We start from the raw sequence: 21,890 nt of genomic DNA on the forward strand, positions 1-21,890 counted from the left end.
CACGACATGCGGTCATTAGTCTACTTATGTTACAATAGAACGGTTGAAGACTTAATGAACAGAATAGGTCAGAGCAGAAAGCAGAAAGGATGACCCGTTGTGCCCATAAACCATGAATTCGGTAATCAAAAGATGTCACGGAGGCTGTCACTCACAGCTATTTTACTTACACTTACTTTTGTAGCACTTACTGGCTGTGGTCAGGATAAGAATGCTGAAACCATTGATACTGGAAGCAGTACAAGCGTGATCGAGAATGGAGCCGGCGGTAATCGTAGCGGTTCAGCCCAAAATGACAAAGCAGCGAAAGAGAGCGAGAGTGCAGAAAACAGCGATACTGATGCACAAAAGTTAGCTCCTTCGGCTCCAGCTGCTTCATCGGATACTTCTTCTTCTCCGGCAGCCTCCAATCCATCGCAAAATCCATTTGAGGTAGCAGGTATTCAAGATCCTAAAGCGTTTTTGAACACGTTCAAAGCGCTGCAGAAGGCAGTTGCCGACAATGACAAGGAGAAAGTGGCCGATTATATTTTGTACCCTCTGCGTGTTAATGATAGTGAAAAGTCGTTAACGATTCCGAATAAGAAAGATTTTATTGCCAAGTATGATCAGATTTTTACGGACGCGATTCGCGAGGCGCTTGTGAATCAAAAGACAGATGATTTGTTTGTTAATTATCAGGGAGTCATGGTGGGATCAGGTGAACTGTGGTTGAGAAGGGCTACGGACAATCCGAAGCTTTTTGGAGTCTTTTCGATTAATCTTGAAACGGTTGCCAACTAAGTCGTACCCCGTGTGTAAATGACCTCTAAACGGTCGGAAACATATACAATGTTTCTGACTGCCCCCCTTAAAGAAAGAAAAGTACAGATAATGCATACCAAAAAAAGGTTTGACATCACTCCTAAACTCTCGTATTATATCCGTATAACTCATTAAACAGGTAGGAATTAAAGAATTAAAGTTTGATCTCGCCATTTTGGCGGAGAACCTCTAGGAACAGCAGGCAGACACTGTCCACACGACAGGTTTGACCTAACAGGGCTGCATCAGGGAATTCTCCGCTCTTTTTTTAATTATGTCTGTAAATAACAGGCGTAAATGAATACAAATTACATAGAATTCGGGGTGTCTTGATGAAGAGGCAATGGAAAAGTGGACTTATTCTCGGACTATCTTTGGTTTTAACGATGATGCTAAGCGCTTGCGGGGCAAGCAAGGGAGGGACGGAGGCGGATGGTAGCTCTGCTGCCGGTTCCAAGGACGTGGAGTTGCTCAATGTTTCTTATGATCCGACCCGTGAGCTGTATGAGGCATATAATAAAGCATTTGCCGCCCATTGGGAGAAGGAGAAAGGACAGAAGGTTACGATTAAGCAATCTCACGGAGGATCTGGCAAGCAAAGTCGTTCTGTGCAGGACGGGCTGGATGCGGACGTGGTCACTCTGGCTCTGGGCTATGATATTGATGCGCTACAGGAAAAAGGACTCGTTCAAGAGGGATGGCAAAGTAAATATGAGCATAACAGCGCCCCGTACACTTCAACCATCGTGTTATTGGTACGCAAAGGGAACCCGAAAGGGATTAAGGACTGGGACGATTTAATCCGTGGCGATGTGCAAGTCATTACACCGAATCCTAAAACTTCGGGTGGAGCACGTTGGAACTATCTTGCAGCCTGGGCTTATGCGCTCAAGAAGAACAATAATGATGAAGCCAAGGCCAAGCAGTTTGTACAGGAGCTGTATAAGCATGTGCCGGTATTGGATAGCGGAGCACGTGGAGCGACAACGACTTTCGTAGAGCGTGGAATTGGCGATGTGCTGATTGCATGGGAAAATGAAGCACTGCTCTCGGTGAAGGAGCTGGGTGCGGATAAATTCGATATCGTATATCCATCGATCAGTATATTAGCTGAACCTCCGGTAGCAATAGTCGATAAGGTGGTAGATAAAAAAGGTACACGCGAGGTAGCGGACGCGTACCTGAAATATTTGTACAGTGAAGAAGGGCAGACCATTGCTGCTGAAAATTATTATCGCCCAACATTGAAGAGTGTGACGGCAAAGTTCAAGGATCAATTTCCTAAATTGGAGCTCGTAACCTTGAAGGATGTATTCGGGACATGGAAGGAGACGCAGCAGAAGCATTTCAGCGACAAAGGCATTTTTGACCAGATTTATGTACCCGGCAGTTCATAAAATAGGTGGACTGTGTAGACGATTGGATTGGTATCCGCGAGTGTCATAGTGAATGAATTCAGAGAGGGATGGACAGAACATGAGTCAAGTGCAAGCCACTCGAAAACGCGTACTTCCCGGGTTCGGGTTAACAATGGGTTATAGTGTGCTGTATCTCAGTCTGGTGGTGCTGGTGCCTTTATCGGCACTGCTTCTGAATTCAACTGGACTGACGTGGGAGAAATTTTGGGACGTGGCGACTGATGTCAGGGTGCTGGCTTCCTACAAGGTTAGCTTTTTGTGTGCCGCGGCTGCGGCGCTGATCGACCTGTTTCTCGGTTTATTGATAGCCTGGGTGCTGGTGCGTTATGAATTTCCGGGGAAACGAATTTTTGATGCGGTGATTGATCTGCCCTTTGCTTTGCCTACTGCGGTAGCGGGGGTTGCTCTAACTGCCCTATATGCGCAGAACGGCTGGATCGGTTCGTTGTTCGAACCGCTTGGATGGAGGATGGCGTACTCACAGACGGGGATTACGCTAGCATTGATGTTTATTGGCATTCCGTTTGTCGTACGGACAGTTCAGCCGGTGCTGGAGGAACTGGACAAGGACGAGGAGGAGGTCGCTGCTACGCTGGGAGCTGGCAGATGGCGTATCTTCTGCAGCGTTATTGTGCCGGAGCTGGTACCACCGCTGCTGACGGGTTTTGCGCTCGCCTTTGCCCGTGGCATTGGCGAGTACGGCTCTGTCGTCTTCATCTCTGGCAATATGCCGATGAAGACGGAAATTGCTCCACTGCTCATAATGTCCAAGCTGGAGCAAAATGACTATGCAGGAGCTACGGCGGTAGCATTGATGCTGTTGGTGATTTCATTCGTGCTGTTATTCGTGATTAACAGCATTCAGCGCTGGTCACGGCGCCGTGCAGTTTAACGTAACTGCCTAAACGCAACTGTTAATATAATTGTTTAACGTTAATATGCAGGGCTGCGCATAATACCCGCGTTTTAAGGAGGGATACACCATGTCACAAGCAATAACTGGGCAGGAGCTTGCTTCTGCACCAGTGCCTTCATCTGCACCGCCCAACAGGGTCACAACCGAAGCCCCTTGGGTGAAGTGGACGCTGATTGGTGCTGCTTTTTTAGCTTTGCTCTGGGTACTGGTATTGCCGCTAATCGTCGTGCTTACCGAAGCGCTCAAGCAAGGATGGGGCGTCTACGTCGAAGCGTTACGGGACCCAGATGCCATGTCTGCATTGCGGTTGACGCTGCTGGTGGCAGCGATAACGGTACCGCTGAATACGGTATTTGGTGTAGCTGCCGCTTGGCTGATCACGAAATTTCAATTTCGCGGCAAAGGCTTACTGGTCACCTTGATTGATTTACCCTTTGCCATCTCTCCTGTCGTTGGAGGGCTGATGTATGTATTAGTGTTTGGTGCACAGGGCTGGCTTGGACCGTGGCTGGACGAGCATGATATTAAAATTATATTTGCTTTGCCTGGTATTATTTTAGCGACGCTGTTCATCACCTTTCCATTTGTGGCGCGAGAACTCATTCCAATGATGGAAGATCAGGGACAGCAAGAGGAAGAAGCGGCGGTCACGCTGGGCGCGCGCGGTTGGCGCATTTTCTGGAAAGTGACGCTGCCGAACATCAAGTGGGGTCTGCTGTATGGCATCATTTTGTGTAATGCGCGAGCCATGGGTGAGTTTGGTGCAGTGTCCGTCGTCTCTGGACATATCCGGGGAGAGACGAACACACTGCCGCTGCATGTGGAAATTTTGTATAACGAATATCAGTTCTCGGCATCTTTTGCGGTGGCCTCGTTATTATTATTACTTGCTCTGGCAACCTTGGTGCTTAAAAGCTGGTTTGGACGCAAACGCGTGCATTAACTTATGATTTTGTATATGATCCCTTAGGGCCTCTCTTTGCGTCTATCGTCTGTTAACGGCGAGAAGATGGGAAGAGAGGCCCTTGTTCTAAGGTGGCTGATATGGATAATAAAATGATCATATCAAGGCACGTTGGTGTGCCCAGGAGGAGCGAAGGGAAAAATGAAACATCCGTTTCAGTCCTACCGTCAGCTGTTTCCAGTGCTGTCCTCACATATCCATGTAGGGAGCTGTTCCCAAGGGGCCGTATCGAGGCCGGTTTCCGCTGCCATTGAGGAATATCATCGAAGTTTGCTGCAACACGGTCATAACGGTGATCTGTCTATGGCACGTTTGGAGGAGGCTAGAGGGCATTTTGCCAAGCTCATCGGGGCGGAGACTGACGAAATTGCGGTCCTGTCCTCAGCCTCTGAGGCGATTGCCGGGGTGGCCACAGCCCTTCCTTATGTATCGGGAAAAGAAGGCATTGTGTATGCGGACACCGACTTCCCGACAGTGGGACACATCTGGCAGGCACAGGAGATGTTCCGTGATCACATCTGTTGTATCCCCTCCATCGAGGGAGAAGTGATAATAGAACAGTATGAGGAGCATGTTACGGAGAAAACTGCGCTCGTTATGGTGTCACAAGTGAACTATACCAACGGATTTCAGCAGGATTTAAAATCCATTGCAGATATAGCTCACCGAAATCAGGCGTTGCTGTTTGTGGAAGCCTATCAGTCTGTAGGGATTATTCCAGTGGATGTAAAGGCAATGGGCGTAGATATTCTGGTCGCTGGAGCACGCAAATATATGCTTGGAATTCCGGGCGTGGCTTTTCTTTATGTAAGCAAGGATCGAATAGACCGCTTCAAGCCCCGTCTTACGGGCTGGCTTGGGCAGGAGCCCGCTTCCCGGTTTGATATTGCTCACCCGGTTCCGGCGGCGGGAGCCCGACGCTTTGAGACGGGATTGCCTTCTTTCATTAGCATTTTTGCCGCCAATGCGGCCTTAAAGCTGCTGCTGGAGATTGGGGTCACGAATATTCAGGCTTATATGAGTGAGTTGTTGGATTTTTCCGTTGAATATGGACGACGCAAAGGGCTACACATACGTGTACCTTACAGGGGAGGCACATTACCAAGCCTACTCGCTGTTGAAGTAGCGGACGTGTCGGCTGTGGAGAAGAATTTGAGAAGCCAAAATATGATCGTTTCAGCACGAAAGGATGTTATCCGTGTGGCTCCGCATTTTTACAATACGGCTGAGGAAGTCCGACGGGTTTTAGATGAATTGGCAGGGAGATGTTGAACGACAAAAGCCTCTTCCGAGTGAATGGGAGCATAACATGTCCCTTTTTACACAGGAGAGGCTTTTTTGGCGTTTAGAATTCTAATTATACGATTCGTTTGCGCAGCCAGCCGGAAATCAGATCCGTCAAAATGATCAGGACCACGATGCCGAGCAAGATAACGCCTACGCGGTTCCAGTTGCGCATTTGGAGTGCAAACAGTAGCGGAGTACCGATACCACCTGCACCGACCAGACCAAGCGTGGTAGCAGAACGGATATTAATTTCAAAACGGTAAAGCGAATACGAAAGAAACTGTGGAATCACCTGCGGTAGCACGGCGAAGAAAATCACCTGCCAACGGTTGGCACCGCACGCGATCAAAGCTTCCTGGGGCCCGTGATCGACACTTTCAATCGTTTCCGAGAAAAGCTTCGCCAGCATGCCGATGGAATGAATGCCGAGGGCAAGCACACCCGCAAATGAACCGGGTCCAACGGCTTTGATAAACAAGATGGCGACGATCATTTCGGGAAATACCCGGATGACACTAAGCACAAATTTTCCGCTACCTGACAAGGGACGCAGACGGGTCATATTGCTGGACGCCCAAAAGGCGAACGGAAGGCAGACAAATGCGGACACGAAGGTTCCGAGCACTGAAATGACCAGCGTATCCAGCAACCCGCGCAGCAAATCCTCTCCCTCAGGGATGTAGACGAACGACCAGTCGGGATGAAGGAAGCCGTCCAATATAGCGACAGAGACACTTTTGGCCGTTCCCTGTAATCCTTCAAACTGCATCCCGCGAAAAGCCCAAATATAAATGATGATTAGCAGAATAGCTATCGCCCATAGGCGCAGGCGGGAGCCCATAGGTCTGCGAAGCGTAGGATCATTCATAATAATTTCCTCCGTAGCAGGTTACTGCCGTAATCAATCGCAAGGACGATGACGAGGGTCAGTAGAATAATGATGCTTGCCCGATCATATCGGAACAGCCCCAGAGAACGGTCAAGCAACAGACCGATACCGCCAGCGCCAACCAGGCCCAGAACGGAAGCCGCGCGCACATTGACCTCAAAGGTATACAGCAAGTACGACACAAAATAAGGCAGAGCCTGCGGAACCACACCAAAGGCGATGACTTGGATGCGGCTCGCGCCAACAGCAGTCATGGCCTCCAGTGGTCCGGGATCAATGGCTTCAATCGCCTCAAAGGTCAGCTTGGCTATAATGCCAAAGGAGAAGAAGAGCAGGGCGAGCATCCCTGCAAACGGCCCGATGCCGAATACCGCCACAAAGATCGAGGCGAACAGCAAATCGGGAATCGTCCGTACTAGATTCAGGATCGTGCGCATCGGCAGCGAAATCAGCTTGCGCGGCATTACATTATAGGCACACAGCAACGCGACAGGGATCGCCAATATGGCTCCCAGTGTCGTGCCGACAATAGCGATCTGGATCGTTTCCAGCATCGGTTTCCAGATGGTAGGCAAGTAACTCCAATCAGGAGGAAACATTTCCTCCAGCAATTTGCCCATCTCCGGTAAGCCAACGATCAATTGGTAAGGCGTGGCATCCGTATGAATGGAGCAGGCTACCAGCACTACGATAAAGATCATCCAGGTGGCGTAACGCTTATAGCGTCCTGGCAAAGGTGGCCCTGCGGGCGGCTTACTTGGCTGCGGCGGTCCAGCATGCGGTGACGGTTGCGTCGAAGAGAGCGGCTGGGCAGTAGAGTCGGGCTTCATGATCCCACTCCCAGCAGCTCATCATGCTTGATGGCCCGGCCGTAGATCTCCGCAAAGGCCTCATCCGTAGCCTCCTTCGGTGTGCCGTCAAAGACCACTTCTCCGGCGCGCAATCCGATGATCCGCGTTGCATATTCGCGCGCGAGATCAATGAAATGCAGATTGACGATGGTCGTAATCTGCATTTCACGGTTGATCCGCTGGAGGTCATCCATCACCTGGCGGGTGGTCAGCGGATCCAGCGACGCGACAGGCTCGTCCGCCAGAATGATTTTAGCCTCTTGCGCCAGAGCGCGGGCGATGGATACGCGCTGCTGTTGGCCACCGGACAGTTCATCTGCCCGGCTGTAGGCTTTTTCGCGGATGTTCACGCGCTCCAGCGCTGTTAGTGCCAGTTCGATATCCTCCTTCGGGAAGAGGCCGAGAATGGTTCGCAGCGTCGAATGATAGCCGACACGGCCGGAAAGTACATTGCGGAGCACCGTCGAACGCTTAACCAGATTGAAACTTTGAAAGATCATGCCGATGTCACGGCGAATGCGCCGCAGCTCGCTGCTTCCAGCAGACGTGACGGACCTGCCACCCACGACAATATCGCCGGACGTAATGTCATGCAGTCGGTTAATGGAACGCAGCAGGGTAGACTTACCTGCACCGGATAAGCCGACGATGACGACCATTTCTCCCTCCTGAATCGTCAAATTAATATTGTTCAACCCTTTGGTGCCGTTCGGGTATGTTTTCGATACGTTACGGAATTCGATCATATGCTCCCAACTTTCTCCCCCGATGGGGTGGAATGAAAACAACACCGCCATGAATACATGGACGGTGCTGCCCTGTCATTCGTAAAGCCTGTTTCGTAGCTGTTACTTCATTACAGTACCTTGCTTGCTCCGGTTACTTAACCGCTTGACCAACAGCTTCGGCGTATTCACGCACGGAGTCGAAGTTTTTATCGTCGCCCTTTTCATAACCTACATGGGTGTAAATCTCTTTAATGATTTCGCCGCCTGCTGGGTCTTTGGCAATGTCAATAAAGGCTTGGCTGATCTTGTCTCTCCACGCTTGATCCATATCAGAACGTACGCTGACGGTGTCATTTGGAATTTTAGCTGTGTAATGAATGACGCGAGTTTTTTCAAATACATCCGGGATTTCCTTCTTCACCGTGTTACGTGCATCCTGGAAAACAGCTACCGCATCAACCTGACCGTTCAACAACGCCAGAATAGCAGCATCGTGGCCTTTGATTGTCACACCCTGCACATCCGTGTCCGGGTCCACGCCAGCTTTTTTCAGCTCTGCTGCAGGGTACACGTAGCCTGCGGAGGAGGTTACATTTTGCCAGCCAACCTTCTTGCCTTTCAGATCAGCTAGACTTTGAATCGGAGAATCCTTTTTCACTACGATCATGGCTTTATAAAAGTTCACTTTTTCAGTCGTGTCCTTGCCTGTGGCATCTTCAATTCCGTAGCGTTGAGCTTGCAACAGCAAGTCGGCTGCTTTACGGTTATCGTGGGCCAGTACATAAGCATTCGGCGGAAGGAATCCTACATCTACCTGTTTGGAAGACATGGCTTCCACAATCGTATTGTAGTCAGGAGATACGGTTACTTTCACCGGGATTCCAAGCTTGTCACCCAGTAGATTTTCGAGCGGTTTGGCTTTGGCTTCGAGCGTATCTGCATTTTGAGAAGGAACGAACTGTACCTTTAACTCCTTAGGAACATAGGCTGTGCTTTCGTTTTTAGAACCATCTGTACCCGGAGTGGACGCGCTGTTGTTATTGCTTGCATTGGAGCCACAAGCGGCTAGACCCGCTGCCAGTGTGAAGGTCATGCACAAGGTCAGTGCTTTTTTGAACAAAATAATTTCCCCCTAAACATCGTAATAACGAAAATAAAATTAAAAAACCTGTAAATGCTGTGACAAACCAAATCTTAACAGCTAGTCCCGTTGCTAGGGTAAAAACCACTCCTGACTTTGGTAAAAATGATGTAAAATTTATCATATTAACATTCTCTTAACAGTGCTCTGTTAGACTTGTTCAAGCTCTATGACCGAAGCTGAGGGAGAGAACAAGATTGGATATTTTGGATATTAACGAAAAGGCAGGCCATGAAAATGTAGGTCCTGTGAGGGTGAAGTTCCGCATTATGGTTACAACCGATCTGCATGTCAGCTTGTGGAATTATGACTATTATACAGATCAGGAAACGCTGCATTACGGTCTGGCGCAAACTGCCAGCCTGATTCAAACGGCCCGGGCAGAGGTGCCCAATCACCTGCTGCTGGATAACGGAGATGTGATTCAAGGGAATCCGATGGGGGATTATGCTGTACAACGCCTTCAACAAGACCCAAGCGCGGTGCATCCCGCCTATAAAGCCATGAATCTGCTTGGGTACGAGGTGGGCAATATCGGGAATCATGAATTTAACTATGGACTGGAATATTTGCAGACTTGCCTTCAAGGAGCGAAATTTCCTTATGTGAATGCCAACATTTATATAGCAGGAGAACAAGAACGAAATTATTTTACACCTTATCTATTGCTGGATAAGACGGTAGAGGATGAAGCAGGTGGTAAGCATCTATTGAAGGTGGGGGTCATCGGCTTTGTCCCTCCGCAAATTATGCAATGGGACAAGGCGTGGCTGGAGGGGAAAATCATTGTCAAAGATATGCTGGAAACAGCAAGACGGTTTATTCCAGAAATGAAGGCAGCGGGAGCCGATCTGATCATTGCCATGCCCCATGCTGGCTTCGAAGATATTCCCGAAACACTTGATATGGAAAATGCGGTGCTGCATCTGAGCAGGGTGGAAGGGATTGACGCCATTGTGTTTGGTCATGCCCATAAAGTATTCCCTGGACCTTCGTTTATGGGGAAAACAGGTGTTGATCTAGAGCGAGGTGCCATCCATGATATTCCAGCCGTGGAGCCGGGCTTTTGGGGGGATCATCTGGGGATCATTGATCTGGAGTTGACCTTTAGTGGAGGAAAGTGGCAGGTGGTTGCATCTGCTGCCGAGGTACGCCCGGTGTATGATCCGATACGCAAGGAGGCGCTGGTACAACCGGATACTGCCATTCAGCAGGCGGTAGCAGAAGAGCACGCCGGAACACTAGAGTATATTCGTGCACCTGTAGGTCAGACGACGGTGGCGGTGAACAGCTTTTTTGCTCAGGTGATGGATGATGCTTCGGTTCAGCTCGTGAATGATGCGCAAATGTGGTATGTGAAGCAGCAGATGCAAGGGAGCGAGTACGAAGGATTGCCCGTTCTGTCGGCAGCAGCTCCTTTTAAAACAGGCGGCAGATATGGCCCATCGTACTATACCCATATTCCAGCGGGAACGTTGGCGATCAAGCATATCGCCGATCTGTACAATTTTCCGAATACGCTGCATGTCGTTCGACTGACCGGAACGGAAATTCGGGAATGGCTGGAGTGGTCTGCTGGTCAATTCCGGCAAATTGATCCTTCAGCAGAACAAGAGCAAGAGCTGATTAATTCTGATTTTCCAAGCTTTAATTTCGATATCATCGACGGCATCAGGTATCAGATTGATGTAACACAGCCAGCCAGATATGATGCTGACGGGGGCCTAAAGGACCCAGATGCACACAGAATCATTCAGATGTCTTTTGATGGCGAACCGATGGATATGCAGCGACATTATCTGGTTGTTACGAATAACTATCGCGCGTTTTCCTCTGCGCTGGTCAATCCGGGTGGAGAGCGAATTATACTTGCTTCACCGGATGAGAATCGTCATGTGCTGACCGAATACGTGCGGCATATGAAGACGTTGACGCCAAAAGCTGACGGCCATTGGTCCCTCGCCCCATGGTCAGGGCGTCCGCATGTGACGTTCCTGACCTCACCGCAAGCAACGGATGCCGCTAATGCCTATTCGGAGTTGCTTTATGAAGGGTTAACGGTAGAAGGGTACGCTAAGTTTGCCGTCGATTTCGGACGTTCACGGTAGAACTGCTAACTAGTTTTTGTCCTATAAGTCCACAGCATCAAAATAATAGAAATAGACTGTCCCGCAGAGGACGGTCTTTTTTCATAAAACAGATTTAAAATCGTACAAAACTCGTGATTTTATATGTCCTGAGTCGTGTTTAAAGTTATTGACCTCTCGTATAAATAGACATATACTTTGATTAAACAAATTTTGGTTTAAAAGGTAATGAAAAAGTCACCATCATTCGTTTGAGGGGGTGTCCCTTTGGAAAAAAACACCACGATCCGCGCAGAAATAGAAAAGTATATTCAAACTGAAGGCATTTCAATGCAGTCTTTTGCAGATGCTTCCAAGGTAAATCCGGGTACACTTAGCGGTATACTTAATCGGAACCCACCACGGCCGATCTCAGTCAATCAGCTTGATCTGATTACCGAGGCCATGGGATTGGAAGAAGGATCTTTGTTCGAGATGTATGTTGATGAATGTTTTATTCATTCCTTGCCGCACTGGAGGAGGTTGCGTCCGTTTCTCCTGCGTTGTTCAGAGTTGAACAAGCTGGAGTGTATACGCAGTGTACTTGCCTATTTGATGGACGATTTATCGAACGTTCCTGCCATTTTTGAGACCGCAGAAGCGATGTTTGAGGATGGCAGACATGAAGCCGCCATGCTTCTGTATGATTGTGTCATCGAAAGTGAGAAGTATACCCACTCTGAACGATTGGCGATCAGCTATTTCCGTATATTCCAGATTCAGATTAAGGATAACCAACGGAACTTGAAGGCTGCTGTACAATTCCATTTGTACCGTAGTCGTCTACCGGAAATTTACGCATTGGAAGGCTTACATATGCTATCTCAAGTGTTTGCTTTAAAAATGCAATGGTCCGAGATGGAAATGTATGCGGACGAGCTAAGAGAGCTGGCGCAGGCATTGTATCGCAATCGGAACCGTTTCGGAGATGAGCACCTGGAGCTGCTTAAGCCGCTCGTTTATTACTATGCTCAGGGGCATCTGCTCAAGGCCAGTTGCTATGAGTTTCAGGGTAGATATGAGGAATCCAAGCAATGGATTGAAGGTTATGCAGATTTGAGCTGGTTTGAGGGTTTAGACGAAGAAGGCTGGAAAGTGGTCAACTTGCATCGTGTATATGCACAGGGCAACCGACTTTGTATTGAAATTAAAATGGGCAACACTTCTGCAATCTATGAATATATTACTTACCTGCGCGAGCATCCGGATGAGACATTGGAAGGCTTGAACACCTTGCTCGAATCGGCGAACCGGTTCGGTTATTTCGTGGATGCCGAACTGGGACTGTTTAGTCAGCAACTCAAGAACTTCTGGGAGCTTGCACCGGAACGATGGGACACTCATTATCGCAAGCACTTTAATGCATTTCGTTTTGCATCCTTTTGTAAGGTGTTTGCAGAATATTATTTCCGAAAAGGCGATTACCCCGAGGGAGTGGGACAAACACTGCATTGCTTGCAATTGTCTGTTGATAATAGCTATACCGAACATATCATTGGTTGTATGGCTTTATTTGAGCAGCATCGGAATTTTGCTACACCGGAACAGCAGCAATTGTATCAGAGCCTATGCCTGGGCGTACGTGCAAATGAAAAGAATCATGCCTATGATCACAGTACCGGCGGATATTTATAATTCTAAATTTCCTTCAAATTCTTCATATAACACGTTATTGCGAGGATATTCCCGTTTCAAAAGGGGATGTTCTCGTTTTTTAGCTGCTGCCGTCGCTTGTGACTTTTAGCATAGAGAGGATCGTATTGCGCGTTGACAAGTTTCGCAAGCGGGATTAGGATAAATGCAGCACAGAAAGTGAAGGAGAGCATGAACAAATGACGATTCCCAAAACATTAACGATAGCCGGCTCCGACACAAGCGGTGGAGCGGGTATTCAGGCAGACCTGAAAACCTTTCAGGAGCTTGGCGTATATGGTATGACCGTATTGACAACCGTAGTAGCGATGGGGCCTAAAACCTGGGACCATCTTGTATATCCTGTTGCGTTGGATGTGGTAGAAGCGCAGCTGCGTACTGTATTGGAAGGTATCGGCTTTGATGCGATGAAAACCGGCATGCTTGGTTCCGTTGAAATTATCGAGCTGGTAGCCAGCCATTTGAAAAAGCATGATTTGAAGCGGATCGTAATTGACCCGGTCATGGTCTGCAAAGGCACGGATGAAGTGCTTCAGCCGGAAAATACAGAGGCGATGCTGGAATTGTTGATCCCTGGCGCTGACCTGGTAACACCGAACTTGTTCGAGGCTTCGCAACTGGCGAAGAATGGACCGATCACGACACTGGAGCAGATGCAGGAAGCGGCTGCGATTATCCATGAGCGTGGAGCTAAGCATGTACTGATCAAGGACCGTGGCAAAATTCGTGCAGGTAAAGCGATGGATCTGCTATATGACGGAATCACTTTTGACTGGTTTGAAGCCGATGTTGTAAAAACAAACTTTACCCACGGTGCAGGCTGCACCACTTCGGCAGCGGTAACGGCTGGTTTGGCACAAGGGCTGACTGTACGTGAAGCAGTGGATCAGGCCAAGAAATTCATTACACAGGCCATTGAAGGTAGCTTCAAGCTGAATGAATTCGTCGGTCCAACCCTGCATGCGGCACATCGTTTGCAAAACCAATAAAGCATGAAGGTCTGCGACATTAGGGAGACTTATAAATCCCCACCAGGCTGTATATATATTTAGGTTGCTTTAGGCAGCGACATCTATGATATATAAGTTAGATTAGGCTCAAAAGCCGCAATACATAGTATTGCGGCTTTTGAGGTTGTATTTTATTGGAATTTCAGCTTCCAGTTTGGTCTAATCGTACTGTATAATAGGCATCAGATTTATTACATTTAAGGAGGAACCGAAGCAATGACATTATTCAGCCAAATGGCTTACAGCCGACCAGAGCAACCTGAAATTGAACAGCGGTTTAAAACGCTGTTGCAGCAGTTTCGTGAAGCGGACAGCGTAGAACGTCAAAATGAAGTGATTCATGCGATTAATAAGCTGCGCAGTAATGTGGAAACGCAATTGCAATTGGTGGAAGTTCGGCACTCCATTAATACGGAGGACGCCTTTTACAAAGCGGAGCAAGAGTACGCTGATGATTTCATGCCGGTTATTCAGGAGTATGTAACCGATTACTACCGGGCATTGGTGGATTCTCCATTCCGCAACGAGTTGGAGAGTCTATGGGGCAGCCAGCTTTTCAGTATTGCCGAGGTAGCCCTCAAGTCGTTCCATCCGGATATTATTGAGGATTTGCAGCAGGAGAATAAGCTGACTTCGGAATATGCTCAATTGATTGCTTCAGCGAAGATCCCGTTCGAGGGGGAAGAACGCACATTGTCACAGCTCCTGCCATTTGAAATGGCTACCAATCGGGAGACACGCAAACAGGCCTCCGAGGCTAAATATCAATTTATGAGTGAGCATGAGGACGAGCTGGATCGAATTTATGATGAATTGGTCAAGGTACGTACGCGCATGGCACACAAGCTGGGCTATGACAACTTCGTAGAATTGGGCTATGCCCGCTTAGGACGTACAGATTACAATGCCGAGATGGTAGCCAATTTCCGCGAGCAGGTGCTCAAGCACATCGTTCCTTTGGCAACCAAGCTGAAGGAGCGCCAGCGCGAACGGATTGGAGTAGATCAGCTTCGCTATTACGATGAAGGCTTCAACTTCCTGTCAGGCAATCCTACGCCTAAAGGTGACCCGAAGTGGATCCTTCGTAATGGAGCACGCATGTATGAGGAGCTTTCAGCGGAAACACATGAATTTTTCAGCTTTATGATCGAACGTGGATTAATGGATTTGATCAGCAAAAAGGGAAAACAAAGTGGAGGCTATTGTACATTTTTGAGCGAATATGGCACGCCGTTTATTTTCTCCAATTTCAATGGTACGTCCGGTGATATCGACGTATTGACGCATGAAGCAGGTCATGCCTTCCAGGTCTATGAAAGCCGACATTTTGAAATTCCCGAGTACCATTGGCCAACGATGGAGGCGGCTGAGATTCACTCTATGAGCATGGAGTTTTTTGCATGGCCCTGGATGAATCTGTTCTTCGAGGAAGATACGGACAAATATCACTTTGAACATCTATCTTCATCGTTGCTGTTCGTTCCTTACGGCGTAGCCGTGGATGAATTCCAACATGCTGTATACGAACATCCGGATTGGACCCCAGCCGAACGTAAAAGCGCATGGCGCTCCATTGAACGTAAGTATAAACCGCATCTGGATTATGAAGGCAACGAGTATCTGGAGCAGGGCGGATTCTGGCACAAACAGGGGCATATTTTCCAATCTCCGTTCTACTACATTGACTATACACTCGCGCAACTGTGCGCGTTCCAATTCTGGAAACGCATGAGTATCGACCGGACAGCAGCGTGGGAAGATTATTTGAAGCTGTGTCGTGCTGGGGGAAGTCGATCCTTTACCGGATTGGTTGAGCTGGCTGGACTCATCTCGCCATTCCAAGATGGTTGCATTGCCTCAGTAATCGGAGAAATCGAAGCATGGCTGAACAGTGTGGATGATAAAAAGCTGTAAGCTAACTAAAAAGGGCATTTCACTTACCTGTCAAAGCGGAAAAGCATGCAAATGACATGTTTTATAGGTAAAAGCAGGGCGGTTGCACGAAAAAAAGCCGGGAACCTCTACATGATGTAGGAGTCCCGGCTTTGTGTGATTTTAGAGCAAATATACCTTATTCATGTTTGGTGTTGAGTGGTTTGAGATTAGCCTCAATCGAAGCACGGCGCGACTCCAAAAATGGAGGCAGTGATAGGGATTCGCCCAGAAACTCCAATTCCTCATCGGTGTCAAACCCTGGTCCATCGGTAGCCAATTCAAACAGAATGCCGTTCGGCTCACGGAAGTACAAGGAACGGAAATAAAAGCGATCTACAAAACCAGAGTTGGAAATTTGCAGCTGACCAATACGCTCTACCCATTGTTTGAGCTCTTCCTCGGTTTCAACACGGAAAGCTACATGATGCACACTGCCGCGTCCTGGTCGCTCTTGTGGCAGATCGTTGCGCTCTTCCAGATGCACCTCAGTTCCTGTACCGCCTTCACCCGTTTCATAGATGACCACATCCGGTTGTCCAGCAACAGGGGAAGGATAGGAGCCCTTTTTGCGGAAGCCCATAACCTGTTCAAGAATGAGAATAGTATTCTCCGCTTTGGGAATGGTCAGATGAACGGGCCCAAGTCCTACAATGCCGTATTCGGCAGGGACAGGGCTTTTCTCCCAAGGCGTGCCGCCACGCATTCCGTGATCATGCTCATCTGAAACGAGGAAGAAGCGTTGTCCTTCAAAATCCTCAAACGAAAGTGCCAGGCGTCCTGCTTGATCCGTAATTTCGCCATGTTTTACATCCAGCTGCTCGAAGCGGTTTTTCCAGTAATCCAGTGCCTTGTCATTTGGTACCCGTAGGGAGAGAGCTGAAATGCTGTTATTTCCTGTACGAGTTTGTCCCGCATGTGGAATTTCAAAGAAAGTGACTTCTGTACCCGCAGTTCCACGCTCATCTCCGTAAAAAAGGTGATACACACTAACATCATCTTGGTTCACCGTTTTCTTGATCAACCGAAGTCCCATTACCTGAGTGTAAAAATCAACATTTTTAGCCGCTGCTGCTGTAATCGCCGAAACGTGATGCAATCCTAATAGTTTCATGTCATTATCCTCCTTGGTTTTTATATGATTAGGTTTTTATAAACAAAATAAACAGTTGAAAAACTTTTCTTTATATTTATTATCTTTATATTAAGATATATTATTTTTGATTGTTTGTCAACTTAAATTACGGTCTTGCTTCAAAGACGGACAAAACTAGAATTTCGAAATAATGCAAAAGCAGATACAATAAAGCTCAATATAGCCCAAAGTAGATAGAATGAATTTTATTATAAAAGGAGTGTGCTCCATGTATACGGATAAGGATTTAACGATTAGGCCCGTAACAGAAGAAGACCTACACGCCCTTTGGACGTTAACTTTTAAGGAAGAAGCACCGGAATGGAAGCAGTGGGATGCACCTTATTATGAACATAAGCCACTTTCTTTTGAGGAGTATTTAAAAGAGAAGGAAAAGCGAATCGGACAAGATGACTTTTGGATCATTGAAGTGGAAGGCAAGGTCATTGGATCTGTGAGCTACTATTGGGAGCATCAGCCTTCCCAATGGCTTGAAATGGGGATAGGTATCTTTGATTCACAGTATTGGAGCGGTGGGTATGGTACGAGGGCGCTTCGACTATGGATCACACATTTGTTTAATACATTACCTCTAGTGAGAGTGGGCTTTACAACCTGGTCAGGAAACCATCGGATGATGAAGGTGGGGGAGAAGCTGGGCATGACCCTCGAAGCTAGGCTTCGCAAGTGCAGATATTATAATGGAGAGTATTATGATTCGATCCGAATGGGGCTTTTACGGGAAGAGTGGCGGGGATAGTTGTTCTGCAAATAAGAACCTTTCTAAGCATAAAAAGATGATCTCTGAATGGATCAGAAGTCATCTTTTTTGACGCGCATGGGTATTTTGCTTTCTTATTGTTAGGTGTATCTACTCTGATCCTCGAAGTCGCTCTACAATACTTTGTTTGTTGTTCATAGAATAGACTGCTGCTGGAATAAGTATCCCAAGCAATAACAGTAAAGGCAATGAGACTAGAAGTGGCCAAATTATAAAGTGATAGCTTAAAAGCCATAGCAAGCTGCAAAACGGTTTCACAATCAAAAGAGAAAATAAGACTGCCAATAGAATAGAGGTTAGGCTAGTAGCCCCAACATAATATAACCCTTCATAAATTAGCATTCCTCGCAGCTGCCGTTTGGTCATGCCTATGCTCTGCAGCATAGCAAATTCTTTGCGTCGGGTCAGTATGCTGGTTAAAATCGCATTAATAAAGTTCAGGATACCAATTAGGCCAATAATCAAGCTGAGCAGGCCGCCGATCATTATAACAGTAGTTTGCATACCTGATAAAGCATCTCTGGATGTAATTTTAGATTCATAGCTCATCATTGGTTCAATTGTTTCAGTGTATCGCTTCAAAAAACTCTGCATGGATGCTTCCTGAATTGAAGATACATTAAAGGCATAGCTCATTACCGCAGGCTGCTTTACAAGTGATTTGTATATATTCGCCGGGAGGTAGAAGCTATAACTCTGAAAGCGATCCGAATTGGAATATTTGATACCCACATGGCCAAGTACTGTAAACTTTTGCGTTATATACTCTCTATCCGGTGGAGCATCTGATGTACTCACATAACTATGCAAAGTAACGTTTTCTCCTACTTTATGATGAGTGGATTTCATGTAGGGCTTATCGTTGTCATCCAGTTCGACGCCTTCCAGGATATACTTACCGGAAGCTAGTTTCTTAAAATCAAGCTCACCATCAATCAATTGCAGCCGATGTAGCGGTAGCTCTTCAAGACCATACACTTCTATAAGGAAGTTGCCGCGAGCATCAGTGTTCTGGGTTTCATCCGTGATTCCTTTTGTATTCTCAGCAGTGAGAACCGTTGGACTACCGTACAATCGACCGCCTTCTTCAAAGCCTGGTTGTGCCTGTACAGCCTTAATAAAACTTTCAGTGGTTTCATTTTCATGCCCACTAAAACTGCTCGGGACCTGGAAATATCCAGCATGGGCAATGAGAAAATCGGTATCATTAAATTTGGATAAAAATTTATCCATATCAAAACTCTGAGACAGCGTGAAAACTGTATTTAGAAGCACCAAGCTTAAAGAAAGACTAATCACCACTAAAATAGTGCGTTTTTTATTACGCCCCAGGTTGGAACGAGCCATGAGGTGGATTTTTGCACCTCCGGTTGATTTTTTCAGCTTACCATTGTTCTTGTTTGCCCCACTTGTGTATCTGACTGCTTCTATCGGTGATACGGATGATGCAACTCTGCCTGGCTTGAAAGTGCTGATCATTACGGTAATGAGCGCGAACAAAGCAGATCCGATAAAAATCCATGGGTTGGGAGATACCGATATCACGGTACCGTTAAAATTACTCATATTTATAATAAAAGGCACGAGCGATTTACCAATAAAAAAACCTGCAATCAATCCAATCGGGATTCCTAGAACTGATAGAATCAGCGCTTGTCTGCGGATGATCCTGCGAATTTGTTTACTGCTTGTACCGATCGTCTTTAAAAGACCATAAAAACGGATATCTCGCATTACCGATATTTGGAATATATTATAGATGATCAAATAACCAGTAAATATGATCAGTAACAGGGCAGAAGTCAACGCTATGATGGTCTCTGTATCTAGACTAAAATTGGTTGAGATGTATGCCCAATTTACATTACTCGCGATATAGTTCGGTGCATCTTCGTCAAGCGAATATCCACTTTCGGTAATCACTTTATTGAGCTTTCCTCGCAAATCAAAACTATTGTCGAACATCATATATGCACAAATGACTCCTGTATAGAAGTGATCCTTTTTATAGGTGCTTTGTAATTCCTTGGCATGAGCATCGACATAGGCTTTAGAAGCGAATATTTGCCCTACCTTAACTACAGGATCACTTTTCCACCAGCCAGAGAGGACAAAATCACGCTGTACTTCTTTACCTCGTATGTTAAGCTTTATTCTCAAAGGTGCTCCAATCTTCAGTGGAACATCCAATAGCTGCAACGTCTTGGAGTCTGCAATCACTTCATTTTCTGCGACAGGCTTGTGCCCCTCTTTAAGCTCAATAAAACCGAGCTTCATCCCTACATCATCGTAATACCAGAACTCTGTACGGCGTTTTAGGAAGTTGTCGTTTTTAACTCCGTCGCTTAATATACGGTTATAAGCGATTTCCTTGATCAATGGATGATCCTTGACATGATTAAATTCATCATCCGTTATATATTTGAGTACGGCATGTCCATCTCCACCGACCTGTCGCATAGTTGCCCGTTGTAAGTTTTCTATAGCGCCAATCCCCATAGTGAACAGTGTTGTAAATAGCAATGAGGTTAGTGCTATGGCAACAATAGCAAAGAGGTTACGGGCTTTATTTACTTTGAAGCTCTTCTCTGATAAATTACGGATTACTTTTTTGTTCTTTACCTTGATCATTTTGTATCACCGCCGACAATTTTACCGTCCTCAATACGGATGATACGATCCGCCATTTGCGCAATTTCCTCGTTGTGGGTGATCATCACTATCGTTTGGCGGAACTGCTGGCTGGATACTTTGATCAATCCCATCACATCCAGACTGGTTTTACTGTCCAGATTTCCGGTGGGTTCATCTGCCAAGATAATGGCGGGCTTGGCTGCCAGTGCTCTGGCAATGGCTACACGTTGCTGTTGTCCACCGGAAAGATTGTTTGGCAGATTATTCATTTTATGGTCAAGGCCCAAGGTATGTACAATTTTATCTACGTGGGTTTTGTCGGGTTCTTTACCGTCCAGTTCAATAGGAAGCACAATATTTTCGTAGACATTCAAGACAGGTACCAGGTTGTAATTTTGAAACACGAAGCCAATCTTTCGTCTGCGAAAAATAGTCAATTCTTCGTCTTTCAGTGAAGAAATATCCTTACCATCAATCGTAACGTTTCCACTGGTTGGGCGATCAAGTCCACCCAGCATATGGAGAAGGGTGGATTTGCCGCTCCCGGACGTACCGACAATAGCGACAAATTCTCCGCTTTCCACCTCTAGATTCACGCCGTCTAAGGCATGAACAGCGGTATCCCCATCACCGTAATTTTTCTTTAATGCCTGAGTTTTTAATAAAGTCATTTTGTTTCCCTCCAAGAAATAGTCTGTATCTCCTTGATATACTATACAGACCGTATCATAATAATCTTTCAACAATCTTTCTGAAATCTAACAATGTTGAAAGAATAACCTGCCTATGGAAAGAAAAATGGAAAAGGTGAGCTACCCCGGCGTGAACATATCTTGATGTAACCACCTTCTACCATGAGCTCTTTTTCTTGCTAAAAATAGTCCAATGCCAACACCCTCCTACGAATTAGCGGTATGGGAGCGATAGTAGCGCGTGAAGATTTTACCATATTCCTCTTCCACAATGCCTATGCCATTATCGGTAATATCAATTCGGCAAAAAATCGTACGCATCACTTTAATGTTCATGTGTCCGGCAGTTTCTGTGTATTTGATCCCTTTAGCAATGCATGTATAAGGAAATGAAGTTTTTCGGCTTGTGTGGATAGAGCTTTTATACAAGAGGAGTATCCTCCAGCAAATCATATTCGCTAAGCAGTTGTGAGTAAAGGAGGATGTAGCAATGCCATTCGCGTTTTCATTAGAGTCCCGTTGCCAGGAGGGATACGGATCAGCGAAATAGATTTGTACATCATGAGTGGCTTCCAAATTTGAATAGCAGGCAAACTCTTTACCGCGGTCAGCGGTTACCGTTTGGAATGCAGCAGTAGGGTACGGGGAAGCAGCTATACCAAACGCAATCTCCATGGATAACGCCGTGCGATCCGGCATCTGAATGGTGGTGTACAAGCGGGTTTTGCGTTCCACAAATGTGGCCACACAGCCTTACTTTCTCCACGGACTGAAACGACGGTGTCCAGTTCCTAATGACCGAACGTTTCCCGAGACCGTACCTCTTTTGGACGCTGGGAGATGGGCTTGCCTTTGTGTCGCAGGACGGTAAGTAGGCCTTTCACCAAAAGGTCTATATATAGCCAGCGATAGATGGTTTTAAAGCATAC

Annotated in this window: 17 protein-coding genes and 1 pseudogene; 10 read left to right on the forward strand and 8 right to left on the reverse strand. The window is 46.8% G+C overall.

Annotated features, from left to right (window positions below):
* Window positions 1-99: 99 nt before the first annotated feature.
* The 5 genes from ACEN8J_RS00865 (at window position 100) to ACEN8J_RS00885 (ending at window position 5,374) form a co-directional block, all read left to right on the forward strand.
* Window positions 100-783 carry a hypothetical protein gene (locus ACEN8J_RS00865; protein WP_029519308.1) on the forward strand — a complete coding sequence of 228 codons (684 nt, stop codon included), beginning with the start codon at window positions 100-102 and terminating at the stop codon, window positions 781-783.
* Window positions 784-1,136: 353 nt separating this feature from the next.
* Window positions 1,137-2,201, forward strand: a complete 1,065-nt coding sequence (locus ACEN8J_RS00870; RefSeq protein ID WP_495594167.1) for a sulfate ABC transporter substrate-binding protein — start codon at window positions 1,137-1,139, stop codon at window positions 2,199-2,201.
* Between the two features lie 79 nt (window positions 2,202-2,280).
* Window positions 2,281-3,114 (forward strand): sulfate ABC transporter permease subunit CysT, encoded by an 834-nt coding sequence (cysT, locus tag ACEN8J_RS00875; protein ID WP_103048302.1) that lies wholly within the window; start codon window positions 2,281-2,283, stop codon window positions 3,112-3,114.
* Between the two features lie 91 nt (window positions 3,115-3,205).
* Complete coding sequence (cysW, locus tag ACEN8J_RS00880; protein ID WP_069011947.1) at window positions 3,206-4,081, forward strand: sulfate ABC transporter permease subunit CysW; 876 nt, start codon at window positions 3,206-3,208, stop codon at window positions 4,079-4,081.
* A 162-nt stretch (window positions 4,082-4,243) separates the two neighbouring features.
* On the forward strand, window positions 4,244-5,374 hold the full coding sequence (locus ACEN8J_RS00885) for an aminotransferase class V-fold PLP-dependent enzyme (protein WP_495594168.1): 1,131 nt from the start codon (window positions 4,244-4,246) through the stop codon (window positions 5,372-5,374).
* Between the two features lie 85 nt (window positions 5,375-5,459).
* Here the strand turns inward: ACEN8J_RS00885 and phnE (ACEN8J_RS00890) are convergent, their stop codons facing one another.
* The 4 genes from phnE (ACEN8J_RS00890) to ACEN8J_RS00905 all read right to left on the reverse strand — a co-directional run bounded on the left by phnE (ACEN8J_RS00890) (window position 5,460) and on the right by ACEN8J_RS00905 (window position 8,977).
* The gene (gene phnE / locus ACEN8J_RS00890) at window positions 5,460-6,257 is read right to left on the reverse strand and encodes a phosphonate ABC transporter, permease protein PhnE (protein WP_029519299.1); all 798 of its coding nucleotides are present in this window, start codon (window positions 6,255-6,257) and stop codon (window positions 5,460-5,462) included.
* Complete coding sequence (phnE, locus tag ACEN8J_RS00895) at window positions 6,254-7,108, reverse strand: phosphonate ABC transporter, permease protein PhnE (protein ID WP_029519297.1); 855 nt, start codon at window positions 7,106-7,108, stop codon at window positions 6,254-6,256. The genes phnE (ACEN8J_RS00890) and phnE (ACEN8J_RS00895) overlap by 4 nt, the downstream gene beginning before the upstream one ends.
* Window positions 7,105-7,875 carry a phosphonate ABC transporter ATP-binding protein gene (phnC, locus tag ACEN8J_RS00900; RefSeq protein ID WP_069011950.1) on the reverse strand — a complete coding sequence of 257 codons (771 nt, stop codon included), beginning with the start codon at window positions 7,873-7,875 and terminating at the stop codon, window positions 7,105-7,107. Before phnC ends, phnE (ACEN8J_RS00895) begins: the two co-directional genes overlap by 4 nt.
* A gap of 133 nt (window positions 7,876-8,008) precedes the next feature.
* On the reverse strand, window positions 8,009-8,977 hold the full coding sequence (locus tag ACEN8J_RS00905; protein WP_025722520.1) for a phosphate/phosphite/phosphonate ABC transporter substrate-binding protein: 969 nt from the start codon (window positions 8,975-8,977) through the stop codon (window positions 8,009-8,011).
* Window positions 8,978-9,195: 218 nt separating this feature from the next.
* Between ACEN8J_RS00905 and ACEN8J_RS00910 the strand changes: the two genes are divergently transcribed.
* From ACEN8J_RS00910 to ACEN8J_RS00925, 4 genes are all read left to right on the forward strand, one after another.
* On the forward strand, window positions 9,196-11,106 hold the full coding sequence (locus tag ACEN8J_RS00910; RefSeq protein ID WP_495594169.1) for a bifunctional 2',3'-cyclic-nucleotide 2'-phosphodiesterase/3'-nucleotidase: 1,911 nt from the start codon (window positions 9,196-9,198) through the stop codon (window positions 11,104-11,106).
* Between the two features lie 246 nt (window positions 11,107-11,352).
* Window positions 11,353-12,759 carry a hypothetical protein gene (locus ACEN8J_RS00915; RefSeq protein WP_029519293.1) on the forward strand — a complete coding sequence of 469 codons (1,407 nt, stop codon included), beginning with the start codon at window positions 11,353-11,355 and terminating at the stop codon, window positions 12,757-12,759.
* A 197-nt stretch (window positions 12,760-12,956) separates the two neighbouring features.
* A complete protein-coding gene (gene thiD, locus ACEN8J_RS00920; RefSeq protein ID WP_029519291.1) occupies window positions 12,957-13,766 on the forward strand; it encodes a bifunctional hydroxymethylpyrimidine kinase/phosphomethylpyrimidine kinase in 810 nt (269 codons plus the stop codon).
* A 237-nt stretch (window positions 13,767-14,003) separates the two neighbouring features.
* Entirely contained in the window at window positions 14,004-15,701 is a 1,698-nt protein-coding gene (locus ACEN8J_RS00925) for a M3 family oligoendopeptidase (RefSeq protein WP_029519289.1), read from the forward strand.
* A 157-nt stretch (window positions 15,702-15,858) separates the two neighbouring features.
* Here ACEN8J_RS00925 and ACEN8J_RS00930 read toward each other — a convergent pair whose 3' ends face one another.
* Entirely contained in the window at window positions 15,859-16,833 is a 975-nt protein-coding gene (locus ACEN8J_RS00930) for a ring-cleaving dioxygenase (protein WP_029519287.1), read from the reverse strand.
* 250 nt (window positions 16,834-17,083) lie between these two features.
* Here ACEN8J_RS00930 and ACEN8J_RS00935 point away from each other — a divergent pair, with 250 nt between their 5' ends.
* On the forward strand, window positions 17,084-17,614 hold the full coding sequence (locus tag ACEN8J_RS00935) for a GNAT family N-acetyltransferase (RefSeq protein ID WP_495594170.1): 531 nt from the start codon (window positions 17,084-17,086) through the stop codon (window positions 17,612-17,614).
* 111 nt (window positions 17,615-17,725) lie between these two features.
* Here ACEN8J_RS00935 and ACEN8J_RS00940 read toward each other — a convergent pair whose 3' ends face one another.
* The 3 genes and pseudogenes from ACEN8J_RS00940 to ACEN8J_RS00950 all read right to left on the reverse strand — a co-directional run.
* A complete protein-coding gene (locus ACEN8J_RS00940) occupies window positions 17,726-20,266 on the reverse strand; it encodes an ABC transporter permease (RefSeq protein ID WP_029519283.1) in 2,541 nt (846 codons plus the stop codon).
* Window positions 20,263-20,940 (reverse strand): ABC transporter ATP-binding protein, encoded by a 678-nt coding sequence (locus tag ACEN8J_RS00945; RefSeq protein ID WP_165149490.1) that lies wholly within the window; start codon window positions 20,938-20,940, stop codon window positions 20,263-20,265. Before ACEN8J_RS00945 ends, ACEN8J_RS00940 begins: the two co-directional genes overlap by 4 nt.
* Before the next feature lie 495 nt (window positions 20,941-21,435).
* Window positions 21,436-21,890: pseudogene (locus ACEN8J_RS00950) on the reverse strand (IS30 family transposase); the annotation flags it as partial.

This window comes from Paenibacillus sp. Paensp38 (assembly GCF_059491915.1).

What these genes read in the sequence shown, in the direction of transcription:
- ACEN8J_RS00870 (WP_495594167.1), top strand. Translation starts at nt 1,137, where the DNA reads ATGAAGAGGCAATGGAAAAGTGGACTTATTCTCGGACTATCTTTGGTT.
- cysT (WP_103048302.1), top strand. Translation starts at nt 2,281, where the DNA reads ATGAGTCAAGTGCAAGCCACTCGAAAACGCGTACTTCCCGGGTTCGGG.
- cysW (WP_069011947.1), top strand. Translation starts at nt 3,206, where the DNA reads ATGTCACAAGCAATAACTGGGCAGGAGCTTGCTTCTGCACCAGTGCCT.
- ACEN8J_RS00885 (WP_495594168.1), top strand. Translation starts at nt 4,244, where the DNA reads ATGAAACATCCGTTTCAGTCCTACCGTCAGCTGTTTCCAGTGCTGTCC.
- phnE (WP_029519299.1), bottom strand. Translation starts at nt 6,257, where the DNA reads ATGAATGATCCTACGCTTCGCAGACCTATGGGCTCCCGCCTGCGCCTA.
- phnE (WP_029519297.1), bottom strand. Translation starts at nt 7,108, where the DNA reads ATGAAGCCCGACTCTACTGCCCAGCCGCTCTCTTCGACGCAACCGTCA.
- phnC (WP_069011950.1), bottom strand. Translation starts at nt 7,875, where the DNA reads ATGATCGAATTCCGTAACGTATCGAAAACATACCCGAACGGCACCAAA.
- thiD (WP_029519291.1), top strand. Translation starts at nt 12,957, where the DNA reads ATGACGATTCCCAAAACATTAACGATAGCCGGCTCCGACACAAGCGGT.
- ACEN8J_RS00925 (WP_029519289.1), top strand. Translation starts at nt 14,004, where the DNA reads ATGACATTATTCAGCCAAATGGCTTACAGCCGACCAGAGCAACCTGAA.
- ACEN8J_RS00930 (WP_029519287.1), bottom strand. Translation starts at nt 16,833, where the DNA reads ATGAAACTATTAGGATTGCATCACGTTTCGGCGATTACAGCAGCAGCG.
- ACEN8J_RS00935 (WP_495594170.1), top strand. Translation starts at nt 17,084, where the DNA reads ATGTATACGGATAAGGATTTAACGATTAGGCCCGTAACAGAAGAAGAC.
- ACEN8J_RS00940 (WP_029519283.1), bottom strand. Translation starts at nt 20,266, where the DNA reads ATGATCAAGGTAAAGAACAAAAAAGTAATCCGTAATTTATCAGAGAAG.
- ACEN8J_RS00945 (WP_165149490.1), bottom strand. Translation starts at nt 20,940, where the DNA reads ATGACTTTATTAAAAACTCAGGCATTAAAGAAAAATTACGGTGATGGG.